Source organism: Cohnella sp. SGD-V74 (assembly GCF_003001675.1).
Lineage (GTDB): Bacteria > Bacillota > Bacilli > Paenibacillales > Paenibacillaceae > Cohnella.
This window is the reverse complement of record NZ_PVYW01000022.1, coordinates 85,847-108,234: the sequence shown is the minus strand read 5'-3', so window position 1 is coordinate 108,234 and position 22,388 is coordinate 85,847. Positions and strand designations below refer to the sequence as shown.

Annotated in this window: 16 protein-coding genes; 14 read left to right on the top strand and 2 right to left on the bottom strand. The window is 59.6% G+C overall.

Going from position 1 to position 22,388, the window contains the following annotated elements; genetic code table 11:
* Positions 1-49: 49 nt before the first annotated feature.
* On the bottom strand, positions 50-1,858 hold the full coding sequence (locus B0G52_RS28005) for a sensor histidine kinase (RefSeq protein ID WP_094049506.1): 1,809 nt from the start codon (positions 1,856-1,858) through the stop codon (positions 50-52).
* A gap of 107 nt (positions 1,859-1,965) precedes the next feature.
* Between B0G52_RS28005 and B0G52_RS28000 the strand changes: the two genes are divergently transcribed.
* The 9 genes from B0G52_RS28000 (at position 1,966) to B0G52_RS27960 (ending at position 14,696) form a co-directional block, all read left to right on the top strand.
* On the top strand, positions 1,966-3,852 hold the full coding sequence (locus B0G52_RS28000; protein ID WP_094049504.1) for a D-apionate lactonase family protein: 1,887 nt from the start codon (positions 1,966-1,968) through the stop codon (positions 3,850-3,852).
* Positions 3,853-3,856: 4 nt separating this feature from the next.
* Positions 3,857-5,134, top strand: a complete 1,278-nt coding sequence (locus B0G52_RS27995) for a ribulose-bisphosphate carboxylase large subunit family protein (protein WP_094049502.1) — start codon at positions 3,857-3,859, stop codon at positions 5,132-5,134.
* A gap of 1 nt (position 5,135) precedes the next feature.
* Positions 5,136-6,524 (top strand): four-carbon acid sugar kinase family protein, encoded by a 1,389-nt coding sequence (locus B0G52_RS27990; protein ID WP_094049500.1) that lies wholly within the window; start codon positions 5,136-5,138, stop codon positions 6,522-6,524.
* Between the two features lie 56 nt (positions 6,525-6,580).
* Positions 6,581-7,435, top strand: coding sequence for a phosphogluconate dehydrogenase C-terminal domain-containing protein (locus B0G52_RS27985; protein WP_094049498.1), 855 nt, complete (start codon positions 6,581-6,583; stop codon positions 7,433-7,435).
* A 12-nt stretch (positions 7,436-7,447) separates the two neighbouring features.
* Positions 7,448-8,518, top strand: a complete 1,071-nt coding sequence (locus B0G52_RS27980; RefSeq protein WP_094049496.1) for a Gfo/Idh/MocA family protein — start codon at positions 7,448-7,450, stop codon at positions 8,516-8,518.
* A gap of 60 nt (positions 8,519-8,578) precedes the next feature.
* Positions 8,579-9,229: a GntR family transcriptional regulator gene (locus B0G52_RS27975; protein ID WP_094049494.1), complete on the top strand. Its 651-nt coding sequence runs from the start codon at positions 8,579-8,581 to the stop codon at positions 9,227-9,229.
* Between the two features lie 12 nt (positions 9,230-9,241).
* The gene (locus tag B0G52_RS27970; protein WP_094049492.1) at positions 9,242-10,570 is read left to right on the top strand and encodes a glycoside hydrolase family 140 protein; all 1,329 of its coding nucleotides are present in this window, start codon (positions 9,242-9,244) and stop codon (positions 10,568-10,570) included.
* A gap of 151 nt (positions 10,571-10,721) precedes the next feature.
* Positions 10,722-12,713: an AraC family transcriptional regulator gene (locus tag B0G52_RS27965; RefSeq protein WP_143762666.1), complete on the top strand. Its 1,992-nt coding sequence runs from the start codon at positions 10,722-10,724 to the stop codon at positions 12,711-12,713.
* A gap of 261 nt (positions 12,714-12,974) precedes the next feature.
* The gene (locus tag B0G52_RS27960) at positions 12,975-14,696 is read left to right on the top strand and encodes an ABC transporter ATP-binding protein (RefSeq protein WP_094049488.1); all 1,722 of its coding nucleotides are present in this window, start codon (positions 12,975-12,977) and stop codon (positions 14,694-14,696) included.
* A gap of 489 nt (positions 14,697-15,185) precedes the next feature.
* Here the strand turns inward: B0G52_RS27960 and B0G52_RS27955 are convergent, their stop codons facing one another.
* On the bottom strand, positions 15,186-15,890 hold the full coding sequence (locus B0G52_RS27955) for a response regulator transcription factor (protein ID WP_094049486.1): 705 nt from the start codon (positions 15,888-15,890) through the stop codon (positions 15,186-15,188).
* 188 nt (positions 15,891-16,078) lie between these two features.
* On the opposite strand from B0G52_RS27955, the gene B0G52_RS27950 reads away from it, so the two are divergent.
* The 5 genes from B0G52_RS27950 (at position 16,079) to B0G52_RS27930 (ending at position 22,355) form a co-directional block, all read left to right on the top strand.
* Positions 16,079-17,086: a helix-turn-helix transcriptional regulator gene (locus B0G52_RS27950; RefSeq protein ID WP_094049484.1), complete on the top strand. Its 1,008-nt coding sequence runs from the start codon at positions 16,079-16,081 to the stop codon at positions 17,084-17,086.
* Positions 17,087-17,209: 123 nt separating this feature from the next.
* The gene (locus B0G52_RS27945) at positions 17,210-18,253 is read left to right on the top strand and encodes an ABC transporter substrate-binding protein (RefSeq protein WP_094049482.1); all 1,044 of its coding nucleotides are present in this window, start codon (positions 17,210-17,212) and stop codon (positions 18,251-18,253) included.
* Between the two features lie 58 nt (positions 18,254-18,311).
* Entirely contained in the window at positions 18,312-20,147 is a 1,836-nt protein-coding gene (locus tag B0G52_RS27940; RefSeq protein WP_094049480.1) for an ABC transporter ATP-binding protein, read from the top strand.
* On the top strand, positions 20,116-21,852 hold the full coding sequence (locus tag B0G52_RS27935) for an ABC transporter ATP-binding protein (RefSeq protein WP_094049478.1): 1,737 nt from the start codon (positions 20,116-20,118) through the stop codon (positions 21,850-21,852). The genes B0G52_RS27940 and B0G52_RS27935 overlap by 32 nt, the downstream gene beginning before the upstream one ends.
* A 152-nt stretch (positions 21,853-22,004) precedes the next feature.
* Entirely contained in the window at positions 22,005-22,355 is a 351-nt protein-coding gene (locus B0G52_RS27930) for a helix-turn-helix domain-containing protein (RefSeq protein ID WP_158223906.1), read from the top strand.
* Positions 22,356-22,388: the final 33 nt, after the last annotated feature.

The window sequence follows — 22,388 nt, the reverse complement described above, 5'->3', positions numbered from 1 at the left end:
TCAGCATTCATTATGGGACGGAGGGATACCGGCCTCAATAATCGAACGTTTACTTGGATTGACCGATTTTTACAACCTGTTCCTGAAGGGGAAGGGCGAGTTGGACGCGAAGACCCCCGAGCTTGCTCCGCGACAGAGTAATGCCGTAGGCGCTGCCGTAACGGAGCTGAACCCGCCGATGGACGTTAAGCAACCCGGTCGTTTCCTTGTCGTCGAACTTATCCGACAGCTTATCTTGCAAGGCGGCAAGCGCTTCATCGCTTAACTCGTCTCCGTTGTCCTCGACGGTGAACAGCAAAACCCCGTTTTCCGACAGATGGTTGTCTATACGGCTGCTGTGAGATTCGACCGCGCCAATGCGGATGAGTCCGCCCTCCAGCTTTTCCTTCAGTCCATGCTGGTAGGCATTCTCGACCATCGGCTGCAGCAGCAGCCGGGGTACGGGCACCGCCTTCAGAGATTCGGGAAGAGGCTCGACGGTTGGCGTGATCCGGTTGTGGAATCGGAGCGACTGCAGCTCGATATAGGCTGCGATGTGCCGGTATTCCATCTCCAGAGGAACGATCTCCTGAGCGTTGCGCGTAATATGCTGAAAGTAGACGCCTAAATATTCGGTTGCCCTGATGACTTGTTCTATCTTCATCGCCTTGGCCATGCGGTGTACAAGAAAATAAGTGTTATAGAGAAAATGCGGGTTGATTTGCGATTGCAGCTGCTTCAGTTCCGACCGCTGCAAGGCAATGCGATTTTCGTAAACTTCTTCGATCAGGTGTTTCAGTTGTTCCGCCGTCGTATTGAACTGTTTATACAGGTATTGGAATTCATCCTGTCTGCGCATGTCGATGCGCACGTTCATATCGCCGCGTTCCAGCTTGCGGAAAGCGGTCACCATGCTGCGAAGCGGCTTGTGAATGACGCGGTAGATGGAGGAAGAGAACAACAGCACGGTCAGCAAAGACAGGCCGGACAATACCCAGAACCATTCCCGGTAACGACTCAGCGGACCGATGACCTTATCCTCCCGCAAAGTCAACAGCAGGGAACACTGCAAGGCTTCGGAATAGGTGTGCGCGACGAGATAACGGTGTCCGTTGTACGTCATTCGAGTGTCCCCGGAATGCAGGCCGGCTTCGAGCCGCTCGTTCGCCAAAGCGACGGTCCGTGCGCTCAGCTCGGCGTCCGCCATGCTCGATATCGTCCAGCTCTGGGATCGGTTGATCAATACGGCGCCGCTCTCCGAATCGGCGGCCAATTGATCCAGCTCCTCCAGAATACGGGCGGCGGAAATATCCGTTTGCATAATGAAGGCGGTCTTCTCCGGCGCCACCTGAGGGTTGGGGGAAATATGCTGGATGACCATCCGTTCTCCCAGCTTGACGAGCGGCTTCGGCTGGCTCAGCGCGGCCCGTTTGGCCGCCTCGATCCGATCCGGGCTCATCTCTCCTTCGTCGGAGGCGGACAAAATCGTCTTGCCGATCATGGGCAAATAGATGCGGGATTCCAGCACGTAAGGACTTGAGATCGTCATCAGCATCATTTTGTCCTGGATGCGCCGCTCCGCCATCGCTCGCTCGAACAAGCTCATGGACGGCGCAATATTGGCGAGCTTCTGGATATCCTCGTCGATGACGTATTGACGCTGCAGACGGGTAATGCCGTCGACGGCGGTTTGCAAGGAATTCAAATAATAGGCGACGCGCGAGTTCATCGAATCCCGAACTTGCTGCATCACGCTGTCCGAGCCCATGCGATTCAGCTGCAGACTGACTAAGTACATAGGCGTCAGAGCCAGTAAGAAAGTGGCGATCATCTTGGCGGTGATGGATCTGAGCTTGTCTGGATCGAACAAGCGGAACATGTCCGTCTCTCCTCTGCGGGGATATATAGAGCTTGACGATATTATCGGCAGCAACTATTATCTAACTTAGATCTAAGATGTATTTCTTAAAAGGCGGGGGAAGAAAAATGAAATCGCCCGTAAAATTGAGCGCCGGACCGCTGCAAGCCTTTTTCGAGGAAGGCGGTTTGCGAACGATCGCATACGGGGGACAGGAGATCGTTCGCGGCATCTATGCGGCGGTGAGAGACCGCAATTGGGGAACGGTGGCGCCCAGGCTGGAAATCAAGCGCATTCAATCGCTTCACGACCAAGCGATCGTGGAATTCCATTGCCGTCACGCGCAGGATGAGATCGACTTCGAATGGAACGGTATGATCCGAATGACCCCCGACAGCATTCGATTCGATTTCGACGGCATTGCCCGCGCCTCGTTCCTGAAAAATCGGATCGGGTTCTGCGTGCTGCACCCGATGGGTTTTGCCGGGTTGCCGCTTGAGGTCGATACGGAAGAAGGGATAGCGCGAGGCGCATTTCCCGAACGAATCGCTCCTCATCAACCGTTCAAGGGCGTTCGCGCAATGACGTACGAGCCCGCGCCCGGCTGCCGCGTGCGAATGATTTTCTCGGGCGACTTGTTCGAAATGGAAGATCAGCGCAATTGGACCGACGCTTCCTACAAGACGTACTGTACCCCGTTGTCCGTGCCTTATCCGGCTTCGGTCCAAGCGGGGGAAAGAATTGCGCAGACGGTGTTGATCGAAATCGAAGGGGAGGCTGCGGAAGAGGCCGGCTTGGGACGGGGCGGCACCAACGACAGCGCCCAGCGAGAGGCGGTTCGAATCGCCGTACGGAGGGAATCCGGCTGCGCTTTGCCGGGCATCGGCATTGCGCTAGGACCGAACGGGATCGATTCCCGGGCGGCCGAGCGGCTGTCGCGCCTCAAGCCTTCGCATCTGCGCGGCACGCTTGACTTGTCTTGCGCCGAGTGGCCGATTCGTCTGGAGGAGGCCGTCGATGCGGCGGAGCGGATCGGCTGCGGGTTGGAACTCGAAGTGCTGCTGGATGAAGGAGGCCGCCGGGCGGCGGAGCTGGCCGAGAAACTGGCTGTGTCAGGGATCGGCCGCCGCGGCATATGGCTGATCCCCTATTCGGCGGGGGCGATCGTTACCGATGAAGCTGCGCTTCGCGGCATGCGCAGCGCCATCCGGGCCAGCGGCCTGGAGCTTCCGGTCGGAGGAGGAACCCGGGCCTATTATGCGGAGTTCAACCGTTCGGCGCTGCCGCTGGCGGAGATGGACTTCGCTGCGTATACGATCAATCCGCAGGTGCATGCCTTCGACGACCGGTCTCTGATGGAGACGTTGGCCGCCCAGAGGACGACGGCCGACGATGCCGCCTTCAAGTCCGGCAAGCCGCTTAGCATCGGGCCGATCACCTTTAAGCCGCGGCTGAATCCGAATGCGACTTCCGGAGACGGCAGCATTCCGATTGCCGATCAGACAGACGACCGGCAAGGAGAGAAATTCGGCACAGCTTGGACGTTGGGCAGCTTGGCTGCGCTATGTACGCCGGAAACCCGCCGGCTTACCTATTATGAAGCGTCCGGGCCGCTCGGAGTGGCGCCGGATGGCGCGCCGATTCCGTTGTACTTCCTGCTGCAAGATGTCATGGCCGAGCCCGATGCCCGCGTCCTTGCGGTGCAATGCTCTTCCGGCCGGGCAGCGGCATTGGCGCTTCGGCATCCCGAAGGCCGCTTGCGGCTGACGGTCGCCAACCTGGAGAACGAAGCGCAGGAGGTCGACATCGATCTCGGAGCGGATTCGATTTATTCTGTCGCAACGAATTTCTACGGGGAATCCGAGGAACGGGCGACGGAACAGCTGCCCGCTCAGGCCGGCCGCCGGGTCATGTTAACGCTTCAGCCTTATGGCTGCATTCGCTTGGATTGTCGCGACACCGATGCAGCGGACGCCGCCGAGTCAACCGAGAACGCGCATGAGAAAGGATTGTGAAACGATGGCGAAACCATCCGTAGTTCGCGCCGCTTATTGGATCGAAACCCCGTATGAGCCCGCCCGCGCCGCCGAGGCGATGGCCGGAGAGCAATCGACCGGAACGTTCATTGCCGTTCCCGGGGAGACGGACGAGGTCCGGGAGCGCAGCGCTGCCCGAATCGTCTCCGTCCGGCAGTCGGAAGTCGTCCGACAGCCGTCGCTGCCCGGCGCGGCGACGCCAATAGGCCATGACGGGAACTATCATCGCTGCGAAGTCGTGCTGGAATTTCCGTACGCGAATTTCGGGCCGTCCATTCCGAATCTGCTGGCGACGGTCGCCGGCAATTTATACGAGCTGCAGGAATTTTCCGGGATTCGTCTGATGGATCTGGATTTGCCTGATGAATTCGCCGCCGCGTACGCCGGACCGAAGTTCGGGGTGGCGGGCACGCGCAGGCTGGCCGGCGTCCAGGACCGCCCGATCATCGGCACGATCGTCAAGCCGAGCGTGGGTCTGACCATCGAAGAGCTGCGCGCGGTCGTAAGAGGATTGGCCGAGGCGGGACTGGACTTCATCAAGGATGACGAATTGAACGCGAGCCCCCTGTTTGCGCCGTTCGAGCATAAGGTCAAGGCCGTGATGGAAGAAATCGAGCGCGCCAGCGAACGGACCGGACGCAAGACGATGTACGCGTTTAACATTACGGGGGAGATCGATGAATTGAAGCGCCGCCACGATCTGGTCGCGGAGTCGGGCGGAACGTGCGTCATGGTCAGCGTGCAAAGCATCGGATTGGCGGGTCTGGCGCATCTGAACCGTTACAGCGAGCTTCCGATCCACGGTCATCGCAATCAGTGGGGAATGATGACGCGCTGTCCGATGCTCGGCATGTCGTTCACCGCGTATCAGAAGCTATGTCGGCTGGCCGGCGCCGATCATCTGCACGTCAATGCGCTCAACAGCAAGTTCTACGAGAGCAACGGATCGGTCATTCGCTCGGTGCAGGCCATTCGCGAGCCGTTGCTTGGCGGGTATGAGGCGATGCCGGTTCTGTCCAGCGGGCAATCGGCGGCTATGGTCGAGGATACGTACCGCGAGCTCGGCACCTGCGACTTGCTGCATGTGGCGGGCGGCGGCATTATGGCGCATCCGGACGGGCCGGGCGCCGGCGTTCTCAGCATGAAGCAGGCATGGGAAGCAGCGAAGCTCGGGGTGAGCGCGGCGGCGTATGCGGAGTCGCATCCGGAGCTGCGACGGGCGTTGGAGAAGTTCGGCGGCAGGCAGCAAGGAGGGAAATAGGATGGAACGCGATTCGAGGTTGCTGCTGTCGTTCTACGGCGACGATTTTACAGGGTCGACCGATGTGATGGAGGCGCTGGCGCTAAGCGGCGTGCCGACCGTGCTGTTTCTGCAGCCTCCGACCACTGAACTGCTCGCGGACAAGTTTGCGGACATTCGGGCCTTCGGAGTGGCGGGAGTGAGCAGATCCTTGGCAACTGACGAGCTGGAGCGGGAGCTGCGGCCGGTATTAGAGCGATTGCGGGACATCCCGACCCCAATCGTGCATTACAAGATCTGCTCCACCTTCGACTCTTCGCCCAAGATCGGAAGCATCGGCCAAGCCATCGATCTGGCGGCAAGCGTCTGGCCCGGGCAGCGGTACGTGCCGCTGCTTGTCGGCGTCCCGCAATTGCGGCGGTACACGGTGTTCGGCAACCATTATGCCTGCGCCGACGATGCGATACATCGACTCGATCGGCATCCGACGATGTCCCGCCACCCGGTTACCCCGATGGACGAAGCCGATTTGCGCGTCCATCTGTCCCGGCAGACGAACAAATCCGTCGGGTTGATGGATATTCTCGACCTGTCGGGCGATCTTCATCGCGTCAGGGAGCGGCTGGCCGCGAGAATGTCCGGCTCGCCGGACGTGCTGCTGTACGACGTGCTGGACGAGGAACGGCTGAAGCGGGCGGGCGAATTGATATGGGAAGCGGCCGATCGGGGAGAAGCCCGGTTTGTCGTCGGTTCTTCGGGTGTCGAGTACGCACTGGCCGCTCACTGGCGGGAGCTTGGGCTGACGGGGACGGCTCCGCAGAACGAGCTGGAGCCAAGAGGCCCCGTCGACCGGCTGCTCGCCGTGTCGGGCAGCTGTTCTCCGGTGACCGAATCGCAGATCAGGCATGCGATCGAGCATGGCTTCGTCGGCGTGCCTGTCCATGCGGAGAGACTGGTCGACCGAGCGGAAGCGGAACAAGAGCGCAGCAGGCTGGCGGAACGGGCGAACGAGATTTTGCGGCACAATCGCAGCCCGCTCTTGTATACGGCGCTGGGTTCGGAGGACATCGCGATTCGGGAGACCAGACAGCGGCTCGAATCGGGCGGAAGCGACGGTACTCCCGCGGCGAACGCGGGACAACTGATTGGCGAACAGCTTGGGCGGCTTGCGCGAGAGGTCGCGGCGGCGAACAAGCTGACTCGCGTGCTGGTGGCCGGAGGCGATACGTCGGGGTATGTGACGCGCGAGCTCGGCATCTATGCGCTGGAAACCGCGATGCCGCTGGCCCCGGGCGGCCCGCTGTGCCGAGGCTATTCCGAAGATCCGGCCTTCGACGGGATCGAGATTGCGCTTAAGGGCGGACAGGTCGGGCAGACGGATTATTTCACGCGCGTATTGGAAGGGCGATAACGAGCGAGGTCGGCGAACAGCTGCCCCGCACTCTACAAAATAAGGAGCGAATGACGATGGCAATCGTTGCACTAATCGGCGCCGGCGGCAAAATGGGCTGCAGAATTGCCGACAATTTGCAGAAAACGTCTTATGACATGAAATACGTGGAAGTCAGCGATCGGGGCTTGGAGCAGTTACGGCAGCGCGGCTTATCGGCAACTTCTCAGACGGAGGCGGTCCAATCCGCGGACGCGGTCATACTGGCCGTTCCGGACGTCGTGATCGGGCAAGTGTCGCATGAGATCGTTCCGATCATGAAGCCGGGAGCGATGCTGATCGTGCTCGATCCCGCCGCCGCGTATATGGGACACTTGCCGCCGCGCGGCGATGTCGTCTATTTCGTGGCGCATCCCTGCCACCCGCCGATCTTCAACGACGAGACGGAGCCGGCCGCGCGCCGGGACTACTTCGGCGGCATTCATGCGAAACAGGCCGTTGTATGCGCCTTGATGCAAGGACCGGAAGCGGACTATGAAGCGGGGGAAAGCATCGTTCGCGCCATGTACGCGCCGGTCATGCGCATCCATCGCATAACCGTGGAGCAGATGGCGATCCTGGAGCCAACGATGGCCGAGACGATCGGCGCGGCAGCCGCCATGTTCCTGAGGCAGGCGATGGAAGAAGCGGTTCGGCGCGGGGTTCCGTCCGAAGCGGCCAGAGATTTCATGCTGGGACATCTCCAGATCGAGCTGGCGATCGCTTTCGGCGAGGCGAGCAACCCGTTCTCGGACGCCTGCCTCGTCGCGATGGAATACGGCCGCCGTTATTGGCTGAAGGAAGGCTGGGAGCGATTGTTCGATCCGGACAGCGTCCGAGAGCAGATCGAGGTCATGCTGCATCCGGCAAAGCTGAATGCGGACAAGGGCTAACGAGAGGCGGCGATGACCATGTGGAAAGTCGGATTGATCGGCACCGGGTATTGGTCGGTTAACCATCTGAATGCTTGGAGAAGGATCCCGGGCGTAGAAATTGCCGCCTTATGCAACAGGAGCCGCGGCAAGCTGGAGCAGCGGGGGCTGGAATTCGGCATTCCCCCGGAACAGCTGTATACGGATGCGGAAGCCTTCTTCGCGAGAGACGACTTGCATATTATCGACATTGCCACCGGGCCGGAGACGCATCTGGAGCTTGTCACCCGGGCGGCGCGGGCGGGCAAGCATATTTTATGCCAGAAGCCGTTCGCCGTCTCGCCGGAAGAAGCCGAAGAAATGGTGAGAGTGGCCCGGGAATGCGGCGTCAGGCTGATGGTGACCGAAAACTGGCGATGGCTGCAGCCGAATCAGATGATCAAGCGAGTGCTGGACGAGGGGACGCTCGGCCGGATCAGGGTCGGCCGTTATATCCACACGGACTACTATACGCCGCGAATGGCGCCGGGGACATCGCTGCCGCAGCCGTTCTTCCGCGAGATGCCTCGCCTGCTTTTCTACGAGATGGGCGCGCACTGGTTCGATACGATGCGGTTTTTCTTCGGCGATCCGGAGCGTTTGTACGCGGAGACGCTGCGCGTCAGCCCGTACATTGCCGGCGAAGACTCCGGGATCGTCACGCTCGGATATGAGGACGCCTACGTCGTTATGGACATGAGTTGGGCGACTCGCCGCGAGCTGGACGGACCGCCCGACCGGCAAGTGCAGGCCGAGCATCGGGAGCAAATCGCGATCGAGGGAGATCGGGGCACGCTGAAATTATATGCCAGCGGCAGAATCTCGCTGATCGACGCCGGCGGCGTAGAGACGACGCTTGCCGAGCGAACCGAGCTCGATCATGCGGAGAGCCATTACCGGCTGCAGTCGCACTTCATCGACTGCTTGAACGCCGATAGGCCGTTTCAGACAAGCGGCGAAGACAATTTGAAGACGATGAATCTGATTTTCTCGGTGTACAGGAGCGCGGAGCGCCGGGAAGTCGTGCACGACCCTGTCGGCAGGCTTTCCGTAGATGCGCCTTGAAGTTGCTCCGACGATTCCCTAGAATGAAACATCATATCGCTGAAGAATGGATGATACCGAGTGCGTACTAAGACGTCGCAGCCGACCGAATTATTGAAAGAAAAAGCTTATCGTCTCATTCACGAGGCGATTCTGAACGAGACGTTCGAGCCGGGGCAATTTTTGTCGGAGAGCAAGCTGATCGATTTTCTGGGCATGAGCAAAACGCCGATCAAATCCGCGCTGGACCGGTTGGAGGCCGAGGGATTCGTTCAAGTGTCCCCCAAGCAAGGAATAATCGTCAAGGAGCTGTCGCACGACAAAGTAAGGGATATTTTCGAATTGCGCGTTGCGCTGGAATTGTACGTCTGCGATCAAGTTGCCGGCCGATTGAAGAAGAGCGATATTGACATGCTCGAACGCAATTTGGCAGAGCAGAAGCAAATGGCCGACGAAGGGAACGAGCCGGGGTTTACGAAAGCGGATTCCGATTTTCATCTGCTGCTGAGCCGATTTTCCGGAAATGCCGAGATTCATTCCGTCATGACGATGTACCAGGCGCACCTTTATCGATTCGCTCTCCGCGTCATACGCCGGGTGCCGAACCGGATGAGCGCCGCGTACGAGGATCATCGGGAGATCGCCCGCTCTCTGATCGAGGGAGACATCGAAACGTGCAAGAGGCTGATTCAGGAGCATTTGGCATTCGGCAAAGGCATTCTGACGACTTAAGGGGGAAACGGAATGAGCGATATCATGCCGCGGCTGCGGGTAAACGCCAATCGGCGGGGATTGGAGAAGGAGGATGGAACTCCGTTTTTCTGGCTCGGCGATACCGCATGGGAGTTGTTTCACAAGCTGAACCGCGAGGATGCCGAGCGGTACTTGCGGACGCGGGCGGAGCAGTCGTTCAATGTGGTGCAGGCCGTCGCCTTGGCTGAGTTCGAAGGCGCGACGACGGGCAACGCATACGGCCGCAAGCCGCTCGCGATTCATCCGGACGGTCGCATCGACCCGGCGTCGCCGGACACGGCCGGCGATTATTCCTATTGGGATCACGTCGATTACATCGTGCGGACGGCGGCGGAAGTCGGCATCTACATCGCGCTGCTGCCGACGTGGGGGGATAAGTTCAACCGGATGTGGGGCAAGGGACCGGAAATATTCACTCCGGACAACGCTTATGCCTACGGCAAGTGGCTCGGGTCGCGATACAGGAATGACGCCAACATCGTTTGGGTGCTGGGCGGGGACCGCCCCTTGCACAACCGGCTTCATTTTGAAATCACGAATGAACTGGCGCGCGGATTAAAAGAAGGGGATGAGGGAGGACATCTGATCACCTTCCATCCTAATGGCGGAGTGTCGTCTTCGCTGCACGTGCACCAGGAGCCGTGGCTGGACTTCAATATGATTCAATCCTCGCATAGCTTGGGGGAAAGGACGAACTACAAGCTGGTGCAGGAGGATTACGCCAGGCTGCCCGCCAAGCCGACGTTGGACGCCGAGCCTTGTTATGAGGATATTCCGCGGGGCTTCGACAGCAATAACGGCTACTTCGACGAAGCCGACGTGCGTAAAGCCGCCTATTATGCGGTGCTGGCCGGCGGGTTCGGCCACACGTACGGTCATCATTCGGTCTGGTCGATGTACGACGAGACGAACGGGACCGACGCATTCGCCGGATCGGGCGAATCCTTCATTATGAGCTGGAAAGATGCGCTGAGACGCCCCGGAGCCGAGCAAATGCGCCATCTGCGATCGCTGTTCGAATCCAGAGACATGAACGGGAGAGAGCCGGACCAGAGCTTAATCGCGAATAATTATTCCGGTTCCAATTATATGACGGCCGCAAGAGGTCCGGGCTACGGGATCATCTATTGCCCGAACGGACTACCGGTCCAAGCGGATGTATCGCGGATTGGCGAAGACCGCCTGCAAGCTGCCTGGTTCTGCCCGCGCACCGGCGCGTCGAGCCCGATCGGAGAGGTCGCCGGCAGCGGCATTCTGCGCTTCCGTCCGCCTTCGAGCGGCAGGGGGGGCGATTGGATTCTTTGTTTGGACCGGGCGTGAAGGCCGCGGATATGCAACACGCAGACGGAACCGTTTAATTTTTGACAATGAGAATCAATCTCAATTATAATCAGCTTACGTCGAAGCATGCCGATTCGTCTCCTCTCTTTATCGGAGGCAGCCATTCGGCCTTGCGAAGGAGCGAGCGGAATTGATTGAGAGAAACCCGGTTGACACAATGCAAGACAAGGAGGCACTGGCCAAGGCGGTTCAAGTGTGGCTGCAATCTTCCATTACGATAGCGGATATCCGCCACTGGGCGGTCGAGGCTGGAGAGCCGATTAACGAGTACCGGATGCCGAGCAGCATGTTCGTCTGTTCGTACGGCGGCCCGGCGGAAGTGAGGCTCAACGACTCGCTGTACAGCGTGGAGCGATTCGGCCTCTTCCACGGCGGCAAGGGGACGCGGCTGTCCATCCGGCCTACCGGCGAGAGCTGCGACTGCTACGCGCTCTATTACAAAGCGGAGGAGCCGCCGTTCTACAAGACGGAGCTGAGGCGCCTGCTCGGCATCGTGAATCCGTTTCGGGAGCTGTACGGCTTCGCGCCGCGGAATCCGATTTTTTTCGTGGAGCAGCTGCGGAAAATGCACGAGCGCTGGTCGGGTCCGGCCCCGTTGCAGCGCTTCTTCGGCAAGGCCGCTTTCTACCGGCTCGTCTACGAGATTTACGAGGAATTGGAGCAGGGAGACGTGCACGTGCTGCAGCCCGATATCGTGGCGCTCGTCAAGCATTATATCGACGGCCACTATCACGAGTCGGTATCGCTGCAGTCGATGGCCGAGATGTTCCACGTCAGCGCCGGCCATCTGAGTCGGCTGTTCAAGAAGCAGGAGCGGTTCAGCCCGCAGGAGTATTTGATCCGCAAGCGGGTGGAGGCCGCCCGAACGCATCTGCTGAGCACGGACGCTACGCTGCGGGAGATCGCCTGGAGCTGCGGCTTTTCCGACGAGTTCAATCTGATCAAAATGTTCAAAAGCCATTACAAGATGACACCGGGCGACTGCAGGAAAATAAGTTCAATCCGATTGCGCGATGCTGACATGGGCTATGGCGCGGAGTTCCCTTATTCTGATAGAGGACTAGCGAAGCTGGATCACTCGTCAAGAAAAGGGGAGTACTCGATGTACGGAACAAATAGAAGCAAGACCTTGGTGGCGGCCGCCGCGCTCAGCCTGATGCTGATGCTGTCGGCCTGTTCTTCCGCGCCGTCCGCGTCGCCGTCGCCGTCTTCGAGCGCCGCAGGCGCGAGCTCGGCTTCGAGTTCGCCGGAGAGCGCGCCGCCGAGCCAGGCCGCCGCAACGCAGCAGGCCGCTGCCAAAGAGTTCGAGCACGCCGCCGGCAAGACGGTCGTGCCGGCCGAGCCGCAGCGCATCGTGGCGGATTGGTATTACGGGGAGCTGCTGGCGCTTGGCGTAAGGCCCGTCGGTTATCCGGAGTATTTGCTCAGCGAGTATCCATACGTAGGAGCGGAGGGGACGGAAGGGTTCGCCGAATCGACGGAGCAGATTATCGAGATGGAGCCGGACCTGATTATCTCCACGTGGGACGACAGCTACAAGGAATATTCCAAGATCGCCCCTTCCGTGCTGCTGAAGCTGAACAACGGCTTGATCGACAAGATGCGCGTGCTCGGGGAACTGGTGAACAGGCAGGAGGAGGCGGAGAAGTGGATCTCCTCGTTCGAAGAGAAGCTGGCCAAGGCGCAGCAGCGTCTGGCGGACGAAGCCCCTGCGGACACGACCGTAACGATTTTGAGCATTTTCCAGAAGGACGTGAAAGTGTACGGTTACCGCAACATGGGCGGAGACGTTCTGTACAATCTGCTGCAGGTGAAGCCTCCCGAGAAAGTCAGGGAGATGTTCGAAGATAAGGATGCATGGAACTATGCGGTCTCTTTCGAAGAGCTGCCGGAAATTGCGGGCACTCATATTATTTTGACGGCGTACGATGCCGAGGGTACGGGGCGCGAGACGCTGGAGCAGCTGGAGCAGAGCCAGATCTGGCAAGGTCTCGACGCGGTCAAAAACAATCGGGTGCACAAGATCGCCTACTACGATCTGTTCTTCGACGATCCGATCGCCGTCGAGCATCAGATCGAGATGCTGACGAATAAGATTCTGGGAGAGCCGGCCGCCCAATAAGAGAGACGAAAAAGCCTTGGGATCTTCGCGGGTCCCGGGCTTTTTTTGAATGGAGCAGCATGTCCTTGGATTTCTCGATGCGACCTGTCTGTGCGTACTCCGTCATCGTTATGATTTGCGGCCCTTTTCGATTATTGTCCATGTTCTTTTGGGAAAAGCTCCATTTGCATTCTCTCTCTTTTCTGCTACAATCACTGTTATCGTTGAGAATGATTATCGATTGCAAGGCTGCCCGGTGCGGCTTGGAAGGAGAGAGGAAACTTGATTCGGCGTTTTTTTGCTTATTACCGTCCTTATAAAGGATTGTTCATGCTTGATTTCGGCTGCGCGATCATTGCCGGATTGCTGGAGCTGGCGTTTCCGATGGCCGTTAACGCGTTTATCGACGATCTGCTGCCGGGAGGCAAGTGGGATCTGATCATTTGGGCTTCTCTCGGGTTGGTGGCGTTGTACGCGGTGAACACGGTGCTGATGTACATCGTCAACTACTGGGGCCATATGCTCGGCATCAATATCGAGACGGATATGCGGCGCAAGCTGTTCTCGCATATTCAGAAGCTGTCGTTTCGCTTTTTCGACAATACGAAAACCGGCCATCTGGTCGGGCGTCTGAGCAACGATATGAACATGATCGGGGAGATGGCGCATCACGGGCCTGAGGATTTATTTATTGCGATCATGACGCTGGCCGGTTCCTTCGCGCTGATGCTGGCGATCAACTGGAAGCTGGCCGTGCTGACGTTTATCGTCGTGCCGGCGATTATCTGGGTCGTCGTGTACTTCAACGGCAAAATGACGAAGGCGATCCACCAGCTGTTCCGCGACATCGGCGATTTCAACGCCCGCATCGAGGACAACGTGGGCGGCATCCGCGTCGTCAAGGCGTTCTCCAACGAATCGTTCGAGGAGGAGAGATTCGGGGAAAACAACGGGCGCTTCCGGTTGACGAAGCTGATGTCCTACAAGCTGATCGCCAAAAACGGTTCGATCAGCTACATGATGATGCGGTTCGTCACGCTGTTCGTCATGGTATGCGGAACCTGGTTCGTCATCGACGGCCAGCTCACTTACGGCCAGTTCGTCGGGTTTCTGCTGCTGACCAACGTGTTTTTCCGCCCGATCGAGAAGATCAACGCCATTGTGGAAAATTATCCGCAGGGCTTCGCCGGGTTCAAGCGCTACACGGAATTAATGGATACCGCGCCGGACGTGGCCGACGCTCCGAACGCGGCCGAGCTCGCCGCTTTCGACAGCGACATCGAGTACGATCGGGTGAGCTTCGGTTACGAAGGCGAGAAGAAGGTGCTGCGGAACATAAGCCTGACGATCCGCAAGGGAGAGACGATCGCCTTCGTCGGTCCTTCGGGCGCGGGCAAAACGACGCTGTGCAGCCTGCTGCCTCGTTTCTATGAGGTAGAAGGCGGCGCGATCCGCATCGACGGCGTCGACATCCGCGACGTGACGCAGGAATCGCTGCGCCGGCAGATCGGCATCGTGCAGCAGGACGTCTTCCTGTTTAGCGGGTCGATTCGCGAGAACATTCTGTACGGCCAGCTGGACGCCAAGGAAGAGGAAATCTGGGAGGCGGCGCGTCGGGCTCGTCTGGACGAGTTCATCCAGGCTCAAGAGAACGGGCTGGACACCGTGATCGGCGAGCGGGGCGTGAAGCTGTCGGGCGGGCAGAAGCAGCGGCTGGCTATCGCGCGGATGTTCCTGAAAAATCCGCCGATTCTCATTTTGGACGAAGCGACCTCGGCGCTGGACACGGAGACGGAGCTGGCCATCCAGCAATCGCTCGCCGAGCTGTCCAAAGGGCGGACGACGCTTGTCATCGCCCACCGTCTGGCGACGATCAAGGACGCGGACCGCATCGTCGTCGTGACGGAGGAGGGCATCACCGAGCAGGGTCACCATCGCGAACTGGTCGCCGCGGGAGGCGTCTACAGCCGCCTGCACCAGGCGCAATTCGGGCAGCTGGCGTAACGGCGCTCGACGAAACCGCAAAAAAAGTGCAACTGACAAATTCTCATACACGAGCAAACGAAACGCCAGATGGAGAGGCTTTTGCAACGTGAACGGAGAGCGATGTTCTAAAGAATCGGTTATCGTCTCCCGAATCGCGTACAAATGCAGGACGATGTTCTAAAGAATCGGTTAACGACTCCCGAATGGCGCTCAAACGGAGGACGATGTTCTAAAGAATCGGTTAACGACTCCCGAATGGCGCTCAAACGGAGGACGATGTTCTAAAGAATCGGTTAACGACTCCCGAATGGCGCTCAAACGGAGGACGATGTTCCAAAGAATCGGTTAACGACTCCCGAATGGCGCTCAAATGAAGATTGTTGCTCGAAAGAATCGCACATTGGCACACGTGTGAGGGCGCGACGAAAGCCCGGCAAGCAGATGTGAGTCAGTTGGTCAGCGGTAGAAAAAAACGTCAGGACAAATCGCTGTCCTGACGTTTTTTTATTATCCGATCATACCGTAGCCGAAGCCTCGTACCGTCTGAATGAGATCGCCGGAACCGGACGAAGCGGCGTTCATTTTTTCCCGGAGGCGCTTGATGTGGGTGTCCACCGTTCGGGAGTCGTTCTGGAAGGCGTATTTCCACACCGCTCTGATCAGTTGATCGCGGGAGAAAGGTTTGCCGAAGTTGGCGGCCATGTAGTAGAGCAGCTCGAACTCCCTGACGGTCAGCTCCAGTCTGGCTCCATCCACAGCGACTCTTCGCGTGCTGGGGTCCATTCCGAGACGGGGGAGGGAGATCGGGCTGACAGGTCCCGCTTTGGGCGGGCGATGGCCCTGCGCCGACGTGCGGTACAAAATTCCGCTGATGCGATGGACGACCTCGCGCGGGCTGAACGGCTTGGCCACAAAATCGTCCGCTCCCGCCTGGAAACCGCCGATGACGTCCTGCTCGCTCTCCCTCCCGGATACGAAGACGACCGGCGTGTTGCTTCCGCTTTTGATAATATGGCACAGCTCCAGCCCGTTGATGCCGGGCAACCGGATGTCGAGCACGACCAGATCGAAGCTTCTGCTCGAGAGACGGCGCAGGGCGTTTAAGCCGTGCGACTCCTCCAGAACGCTGAAGCCTTCTTGTTTCAAGTAGCGGCCTAACGTACTTCTCGTATGTCTTTCCTCGTCGACGATCAATATTTGCGCGGTGGACATTCGACTTGCCTCCTTATCGTTCGCTTACGCGGACCGCCGGCCAGCAAGTCAAGTCGCACGATGAAGGCTTTTTTTGCCTGCGCGCTCGTTTGCGTCTTCTCGACAGCCCCAGTTCACTGTACAATAGATAATGATAATCATTATCAATTATAATCGAAAAAATCATTGAACTCAAGGAGGAGGCAAAGATGGTCCATATTGAACACCGCGATATGCATCAGCATTTTTACCAATATAAGCCCGCCTTGGAGATGATCGACGAACCCGATTGGACGATGGAGACGCTGCGGCTGCCGAAACATGCGGGCGAAGGCGAGGTCAGGCGGATGATTCTTCGCGGCGGACTGGAGCTGTGCATCGCCGAATACCGGATGTCGGCGGAGCGGACGACAACTTTTACGGGGACGGAGTCGCTGGTCGAATTGAACTATTGTCTGGAAGGGGGCGGCGTCTTCGAAGCGTCGGGCCGGCGGGTCGAGATCAAGCCGAACGAATGGCAGCTGCTGCTCATGAAAGACATTCATGCCGTCATGAAGCACGAACCGAACAAGGAGATGCGCTACTTGGGCATTCGGATGAAGGAGGCCGACTTCCGCGATTACGTCAGAGCCGGCATGGACGGAGAGGAGCTGCCCGTTCCGCGGCTGCGGCAAGATCAGACGTTCCATACGTCGAGCTGCCCGATTACACCCGAGATCGGCGAGGTGCTGCAGCAGTTGATGCGCCAGGCGAGGGACGAAGCGTTAAGAAGGCTTTACATGGAGAGCCGGACGATGGAGCTTCTGCTGCTCAGCCTTCGCCAGCTTTTCGCTTCCGGCGGCGGAGAGCAGGCGAAATCCGTGCTGCGCGGGGACGATCTCGATAAAATCCAATGCGCCCGCGCCGTGCTGTTCGAGAGGATGGACGATCCCCCGGCGCTGCTGGAGCTGGCCAGACTGGTCGGGCTGAACGACAACAAGCTTAAGCTCGGCTTCAAGGAGGTGTACGGCAATACCGTATTCGGCTTGCTGAGGGAGATGCGGCTGGAGAAGGCAAGGCATTGTTTGGAGACGGGCAGGATGAACGTCAGCGAAGCGGCATACGCGGTCGGTTATTCGAATCCGGGCCATTTCGCCGAAGCCTTCCGCGGCAAGTACGGCATCCAGCCGCATACGCTGCTCGCGCGCGGCAAAAGCTTCGAACAATCGCCGAAGTAATCTGCCCGAAGCCAAAAGCTCCGTATAACCGCCGAAATAATCCGCCCGCGGGAAGCGTGCTCCTCTTTGACAGTGATAATGTTTCTCAATGAGACATGAATATCCGTATAGGAGTGAGTGGAGATGGAGAAAAGGAGAGGCAAAAGCGTCGGCATCGCGGCGCTGATTCTGTTGACGGCGATCGGAGCGGCGGGGTGCGCGAACAAGGAGGACGGCGGAGAGGCGCGCACAGCGCCTTCGCAGTCGTCGGCGGCGGCCAGCGGGCAGGCGTCTCCGTCCGGGCCGCCAGCGTCGGCCGTGCAGTCGGACGGACAATCGTCCGGCCTGCGCAAAGTGAAGGATGCGAGGGGAGAGACGGAAATTCCGGCCGAGCCCCGAAGAATCGTCGATATTTCCGGCGCAACGGAGGAACTGCTGCTGCTCGGCTTTAAGCCGATCGGGACGGCCAACCAGGACAGCTTGAAGCCCGGCGAGACGCCGGCTTATTTGGAGGAATATCTGGCCGACGCGCAGATTGTTGGCAACTATGCGAGAGGAGAAGCGAATCTGGAGCAGATTGCGGCGCTTAAGCCGGACTTGATCGTCTCCAGCGCGATGTTCGATCAGACGTACGAGCAGCTGTCCAAAATCGCGCCCGTGTACGTGATCGAGGACGATCCGCTGTCTTTCGCCGGCTGGCGCAATCGGCTCATTCAGCTCGGCGGGGCGCTCGGCGAAGAAGCGAAAGCCGCGGAGTGGCAGAAGGGCTACGACGACAAGGCGAAGGCGGTCGGGGAGCGGATCAGGGCCGCGGCCGGCGAGGACGACTTCGCCGTCGTGGTGGCGTTCCCGAACAATCTGAGCGTCTTCAGCGGCACCGGATTGGGGGATATGCTGTACAGCGATCTGGGGCTGCCCCGTTCCCCGGGCATTCCTGCGGAAGGCTGGGGCGAGACGATCAGCTTGGATGGCTTGACGAAAATCGACGCGGACCGCATTTTCCTGCAATACGCGCAGGGGACGGAGGAAGAGCTGGCCGGCAGCGTCGTGTGGCAGAACTTGAAGGCTGTGAGCGGCGGTCATGTCTACAGGCTGCCGAACGAGGAGTATTACGGGATGTCCTTCAGTCCGATCGGCAAGGAGCGGCTGCTGGACGTCATCGCCGAGCTTGTCGCGCCCGTCCCGTAAGCTTGCATGCAGATGGGGGCCGGCGCTGTCAGTCGAAGAAGAAGAAGGAGGAGAACGCATGCGGAACAAAACGGGCGTTGCCCGATTGCTGGAGATCGCGGGAGAGAGGCGCGGCCTGCTGATCGTCTCCGGACTGCTCTCGGCGCTTAGCGCGATCGTGTCGCTGGTGCCTTACGCATCCGTCTATTTTATTTTGAGAGAGTTGCTGGAGCATGCGGCTGAGCCCGCCCAAGCGGACGGCGCTTGGATGACCCGCTGGGGGCTGATCGCCCTGCTCGGACTGCTCGGAAGCCTGGCGCTGACGTACGCGGGAGGCATGGCGTCGCACGTTGCGGCTTTTCGCATCCTGTACGGTTTGCGGATCAAGCTGTCCGCGCACATCGCCAGGCTCCCGCTCGGCTGGCTGAACGGAACGTCGACCGGCGCGGTCAAGAAGACGCTGGAGCAGAACGTCGAGAAGGTCGAGACGTTCGTGGCGCACCAACTGCCCGATCTCGTCCACGTCGCGGCGACGACGGTGCTGATGATCTCCGTCATGCTGACGCTGAACGTCTGGCTGGCGCTCGCCTGCATCTTGCCGATTCTGCTGGCGTTCGGCGTGCAGATGAGGCTGATGAGCGGTCCGGGAACGCAGGACAACGTGAAGAAATATTACGATTCGCTGGAGCGGCTAAGCGGCTCGGCGGTGCAATACGTGCGCGGGATGCCGGCGGTCAAAGTGTTCGGCCAGACGGTCCATTCCTTCCGCAAGTTCTATGCCGATATGATGCACTATCGGGATTATTGCGTGAAGTATACGGACCAGTTTCAGAACGGCTTCCTGATCTTCAAGGTCGTTCTCGTCTCGTTCGCCGCTTTTGTCCTGCCTGTCGGCGTATTTCTGCTGTCCAGCAATCCGGACAGCGTCGCTTTCGCTTCGGTGCTGCTGTTCTTCCTGATCATGGCGCCGGGCATTTCCGCTCCGATGTTCAAGATTATGTATTTGACTTCCACGCTGCGGGATATCCGCGAAGGCGTCGAGCGCATCGACCGCATCCTGGCGGAGAAGCCCGTTCCGGAGCCGGAGCATCCGCAGAAGCCCGCCTCCTTCGACATTGTGTTCGATCAGGTTGGCTTCTCCTATAGAGCGGATGCAACGTCGGGCGAAGCGCTTGCCGGCGTCTCGTTCGCCGCCCGGCAAGGCGAGGTTACCGCGCTGGTCGGACCGTCGGGCGCCGGCAAGTCGACGGTAGCCAATCTGGTGCCGCGCTTCTGGGACGTGTCGGCGGGAGCCATCCGCATCGGCGGCGTTGACGTGCGCGAGATGGCGGCCGCGGACTTGATGGACACGGTCGCGTTCGTCTTTCAGGAAACGTTCCTGTTCTACGACACGATCTACAACAATATAGCAGTCGGCCGTCCCGATGCCGCGCCGGAGGAAGTGTATGCGGCGGCCCGTTCCGCGCAGTGCCGCGACTTTATCGGCAAGCTGCCCAACGGGTACGATACGCGGATCGGAGACGGCGGCGTCTACTTGTCGGGCGGCGAAGAGCAGCGAATCGCGGTGGCGAGAGCGATTCTGAAGAATGCGCCGATTCTCGTGCTGGACGAGGCGACGGCGTTCGCCGATCCCGAGAACGAGTACGAGATGCAGCTGGCGCTGGGCGAACTGATGAAGCGCAAGACGGTCATCGTCATCGCCCATCGGCTGGCGACGATCCGCGATGCCAATCTCATTGTCGTGCTGGACGAGGGACGGATTGCCGAGCGGGGAACGCATGAGGAATTGATCGCTGCGCGCGGGCTGTACGAGCGGATGTGGCGAGCGTATACGGACGCCGGTCAATGGCGGCTCGGCGCGGACAGAGAGGAGGAGACGGCAAGTGGGCATGCTGCGCAACATTACGGCGGGTAATCCCCGTTCCCTGGTCAAGCCGGTCGCTTATACGACGCTGGCCAATCTGGCAGGCGTTCTTCCGTTCGCGCTGCTGATGGAGGCGGCAAGACTGATCTACGAGCCGTTCGCCCATCCCGGGACGGCGCTTGATACGGCGAGGCTGTGGTGGGTATGCGCCCTGATGGGCGTCTCGCTGCTGATTCTGTACGCGGCCGAGATTCCCGCGTACCGCTCGCAGTTCCGCAACGCGTACAGCGCGGCGGCGGAAGGGCGCTCCCGGCTGGCCGAGCATCTGCGCAAGCTTCCGCTCGGCTATCTGAACAAGCGCGATCCCGGCGATCTCGCCAACATGATGATGGGCGACTTTACGATGATCGAGCACGGCATCTCCCATCTCGTGCCGCAGATGATCGGTGCGCTCGTCATGCCCGTGCTGGCGCTGGCGGGATTGTCGCTGATCGATTGGCGGATGGCGCTGGCGTTGTTCGCCGCGCTGCCCGCAGCCGCCGCGCTCGTGCTGTTGACGACCGGTTTTCAGCGCAGGCTGGGGGCGGCCCATATGCGGGCGAAGATCGACGCGGGCAATCGGCTGCAGGAATATTTGAACGGCATTCGCGTTATCAAGGCGTACAATCTGACCGGAGAACGGTTTACGAAGCTGGAGCGGTCGTTCAAGGAATTGATGCGACACAGCATTCGCCTCGAAGGCAAGCTCGGACCGATCGTACTCAGCGCGATCGCGTTCGTCCGCGCCGGGCTTACGCTGATGATCATGGTCGGCGTGCACTTGCTGCTGGGCGGCAAGCTCGACGTCATCGTTTTCGTCTCGTTCCTGATCGTCGGCTCGCGCATTTTCGATCCGCTGACGGCGGCGCTTACCGGGTATGCGGAATTCCGCTACCATGAGCAAGCGGGAGAACGCATCGTCAAGCTGCTCGAAGAGCCCGTCATGACCGGGGAACGTCAGCCTCCGGACCGACATGAAATCCGGCTGAATCGCGTTACGTTCGGCTATCGCGAGAAGGCGGTGCTGAAGGACGTCAGCCTCGCGATCCCGGTTCGCTCCTTCACGGCGCTCGTCGGCCCGTCCGGCAGCGGGAAAAGCACCGTGCTGCGGCTGATCGCCCGCTTCTACGATCCCGACGCGGGCGAAGTGCTGCTGGGAGGCGAGAACGTGCGGAGCATGGAGCCGGAAGCGCTGCTGCGCAAAGTGTCGATGGTGTTCCAGGACGTCTACCTGTTCCAGGACACGATCGCCAACAATATCCGGTTCGGCCGGAGCGGCGCGACGATGGAGGAGATCGTGGAGGCCGCCCGCCAGGCCTGCTGTCATGAATTCATCATGAAGCTTCCGAACGGCTACGACACGCTGGTCGGAGAAGGCGGCAGCACGTTGTCGGGCGGCGAGAAGCAGCGGATTTCCATCGCGCGGGCGATGCTGAAGGACGCGCCGATCGTGCTGTTGGACGAAGCGACCGCATCGCTCGATCCGGAGAACGAGGCGTCGATTCAGATGGCGATCGACCGGCTCGTGCAGGGCAGAACGGTCATCGCCATCGCTCACAGGCTGAAGACGGTCCGGGGAGCGGACAACATCGCGGTGCTGTCCGAGGGCCGGATCGTCGAGCAAGGACGCCATGACGACCTGCTGGCCGCCGGAGGTCTGTACAAGCGGCTATGGGACTTGCAGCGGCAGGCGAGCGGCTGGAAAATTTCCTCGTAACGAGCCGCGCCTTGCGTCCGATCGATTGTCGTCGGGACGCAAGGCGCTAAGCTTTTGCAATAATCATTTGCAAATCTCTTCCGATTCCACTACAATGTTATTGAGAATGATTATCATTGATAATGGGTGGGATAAGGAGGCGATGCACCGCCATGAGAAAAGCCGTATCGCGTGACACGATCGAAGCCACTATCGTTTATATGAAAGGCCACCTGCAGGAGAAGATCACGAGGGACCAACTGGCCGCGCTTGCCGGTCTGACTCCGGAGCATTATTCGCGGGTATTCAAGAAGTATACGGGCCGTTCTCCGTTCGAATATATGATGGGATTGCGCGTCGAGCGCGCGCTGGAGCTGCTGCAGCGCTCTCCGATCAAGGTTAAGGAGGTTGCCCGGCGGGTAGGCATAGACGATCCTTATTATTTCAGCCGCATGTTCAAGCGGATGACGGGCGCGGCTCCGTCGGACCGCAAAGGCAAGCAGGCGATCGGACAGACTCCCTGACCTGACCGGATCGCGGGCCTGCAACGAATCATT

Coding starts and splice junctions, on each gene's coding strand:
- B0G52_RS28005 (WP_094049506.1), bottom strand. CDS start 1,858: ATGTTCCGCTTGTTCGATCCAGACAAGCTCAGATCCATCACCGCCAAG.
- B0G52_RS28000 (WP_094049504.1), top strand. CDS start 1,966: ATGAAATCGCCCGTAAAATTGAGCGCCGGACCGCTGCAAGCCTTTTTC.
- B0G52_RS27995 (WP_094049502.1), top strand. CDS start 3,857: ATGGCGAAACCATCCGTAGTTCGCGCCGCTTATTGGATCGAAACCCCG.
- B0G52_RS27990 (WP_094049500.1), top strand. CDS start 5,136: ATGGAACGCGATTCGAGGTTGCTGCTGTCGTTCTACGGCGACGATTTT.
- B0G52_RS27985 (WP_094049498.1), top strand. CDS start 6,581: ATGGCAATCGTTGCACTAATCGGCGCCGGCGGCAAAATGGGCTGCAGA.
- B0G52_RS27980 (WP_094049496.1), top strand. CDS start 7,448: ATGACCATGTGGAAAGTCGGATTGATCGGCACCGGGTATTGGTCGGTT.
- B0G52_RS27970 (WP_094049492.1), top strand. CDS start 9,242: ATGAGCGATATCATGCCGCGGCTGCGGGTAAACGCCAATCGGCGGGGA.
- B0G52_RS27955 (WP_094049486.1), bottom strand. CDS start 15,890: ATGTCCACCGCGCAAATATTGATCGTCGACGAGGAAAGACATACGAGA.
- B0G52_RS27950 (WP_094049484.1), top strand. CDS start 16,079: ATGGTCCATATTGAACACCGCGATATGCATCAGCATTTTTACCAATAT.
- B0G52_RS27945 (WP_094049482.1), top strand. CDS start 17,210: ATGGAGAAAAGGAGAGGCAAAAGCGTCGGCATCGCGGCGCTGATTCTG.
- B0G52_RS27940 (WP_094049480.1), top strand. CDS start 18,312: ATGCGGAACAAAACGGGCGTTGCCCGATTGCTGGAGATCGCGGGAGAG.
- B0G52_RS27930 (WP_158223906.1), top strand. CDS start 22,005: ATGAGAAAAGCCGTATCGCGTGACACGATCGAAGCCACTATCGTTTAT.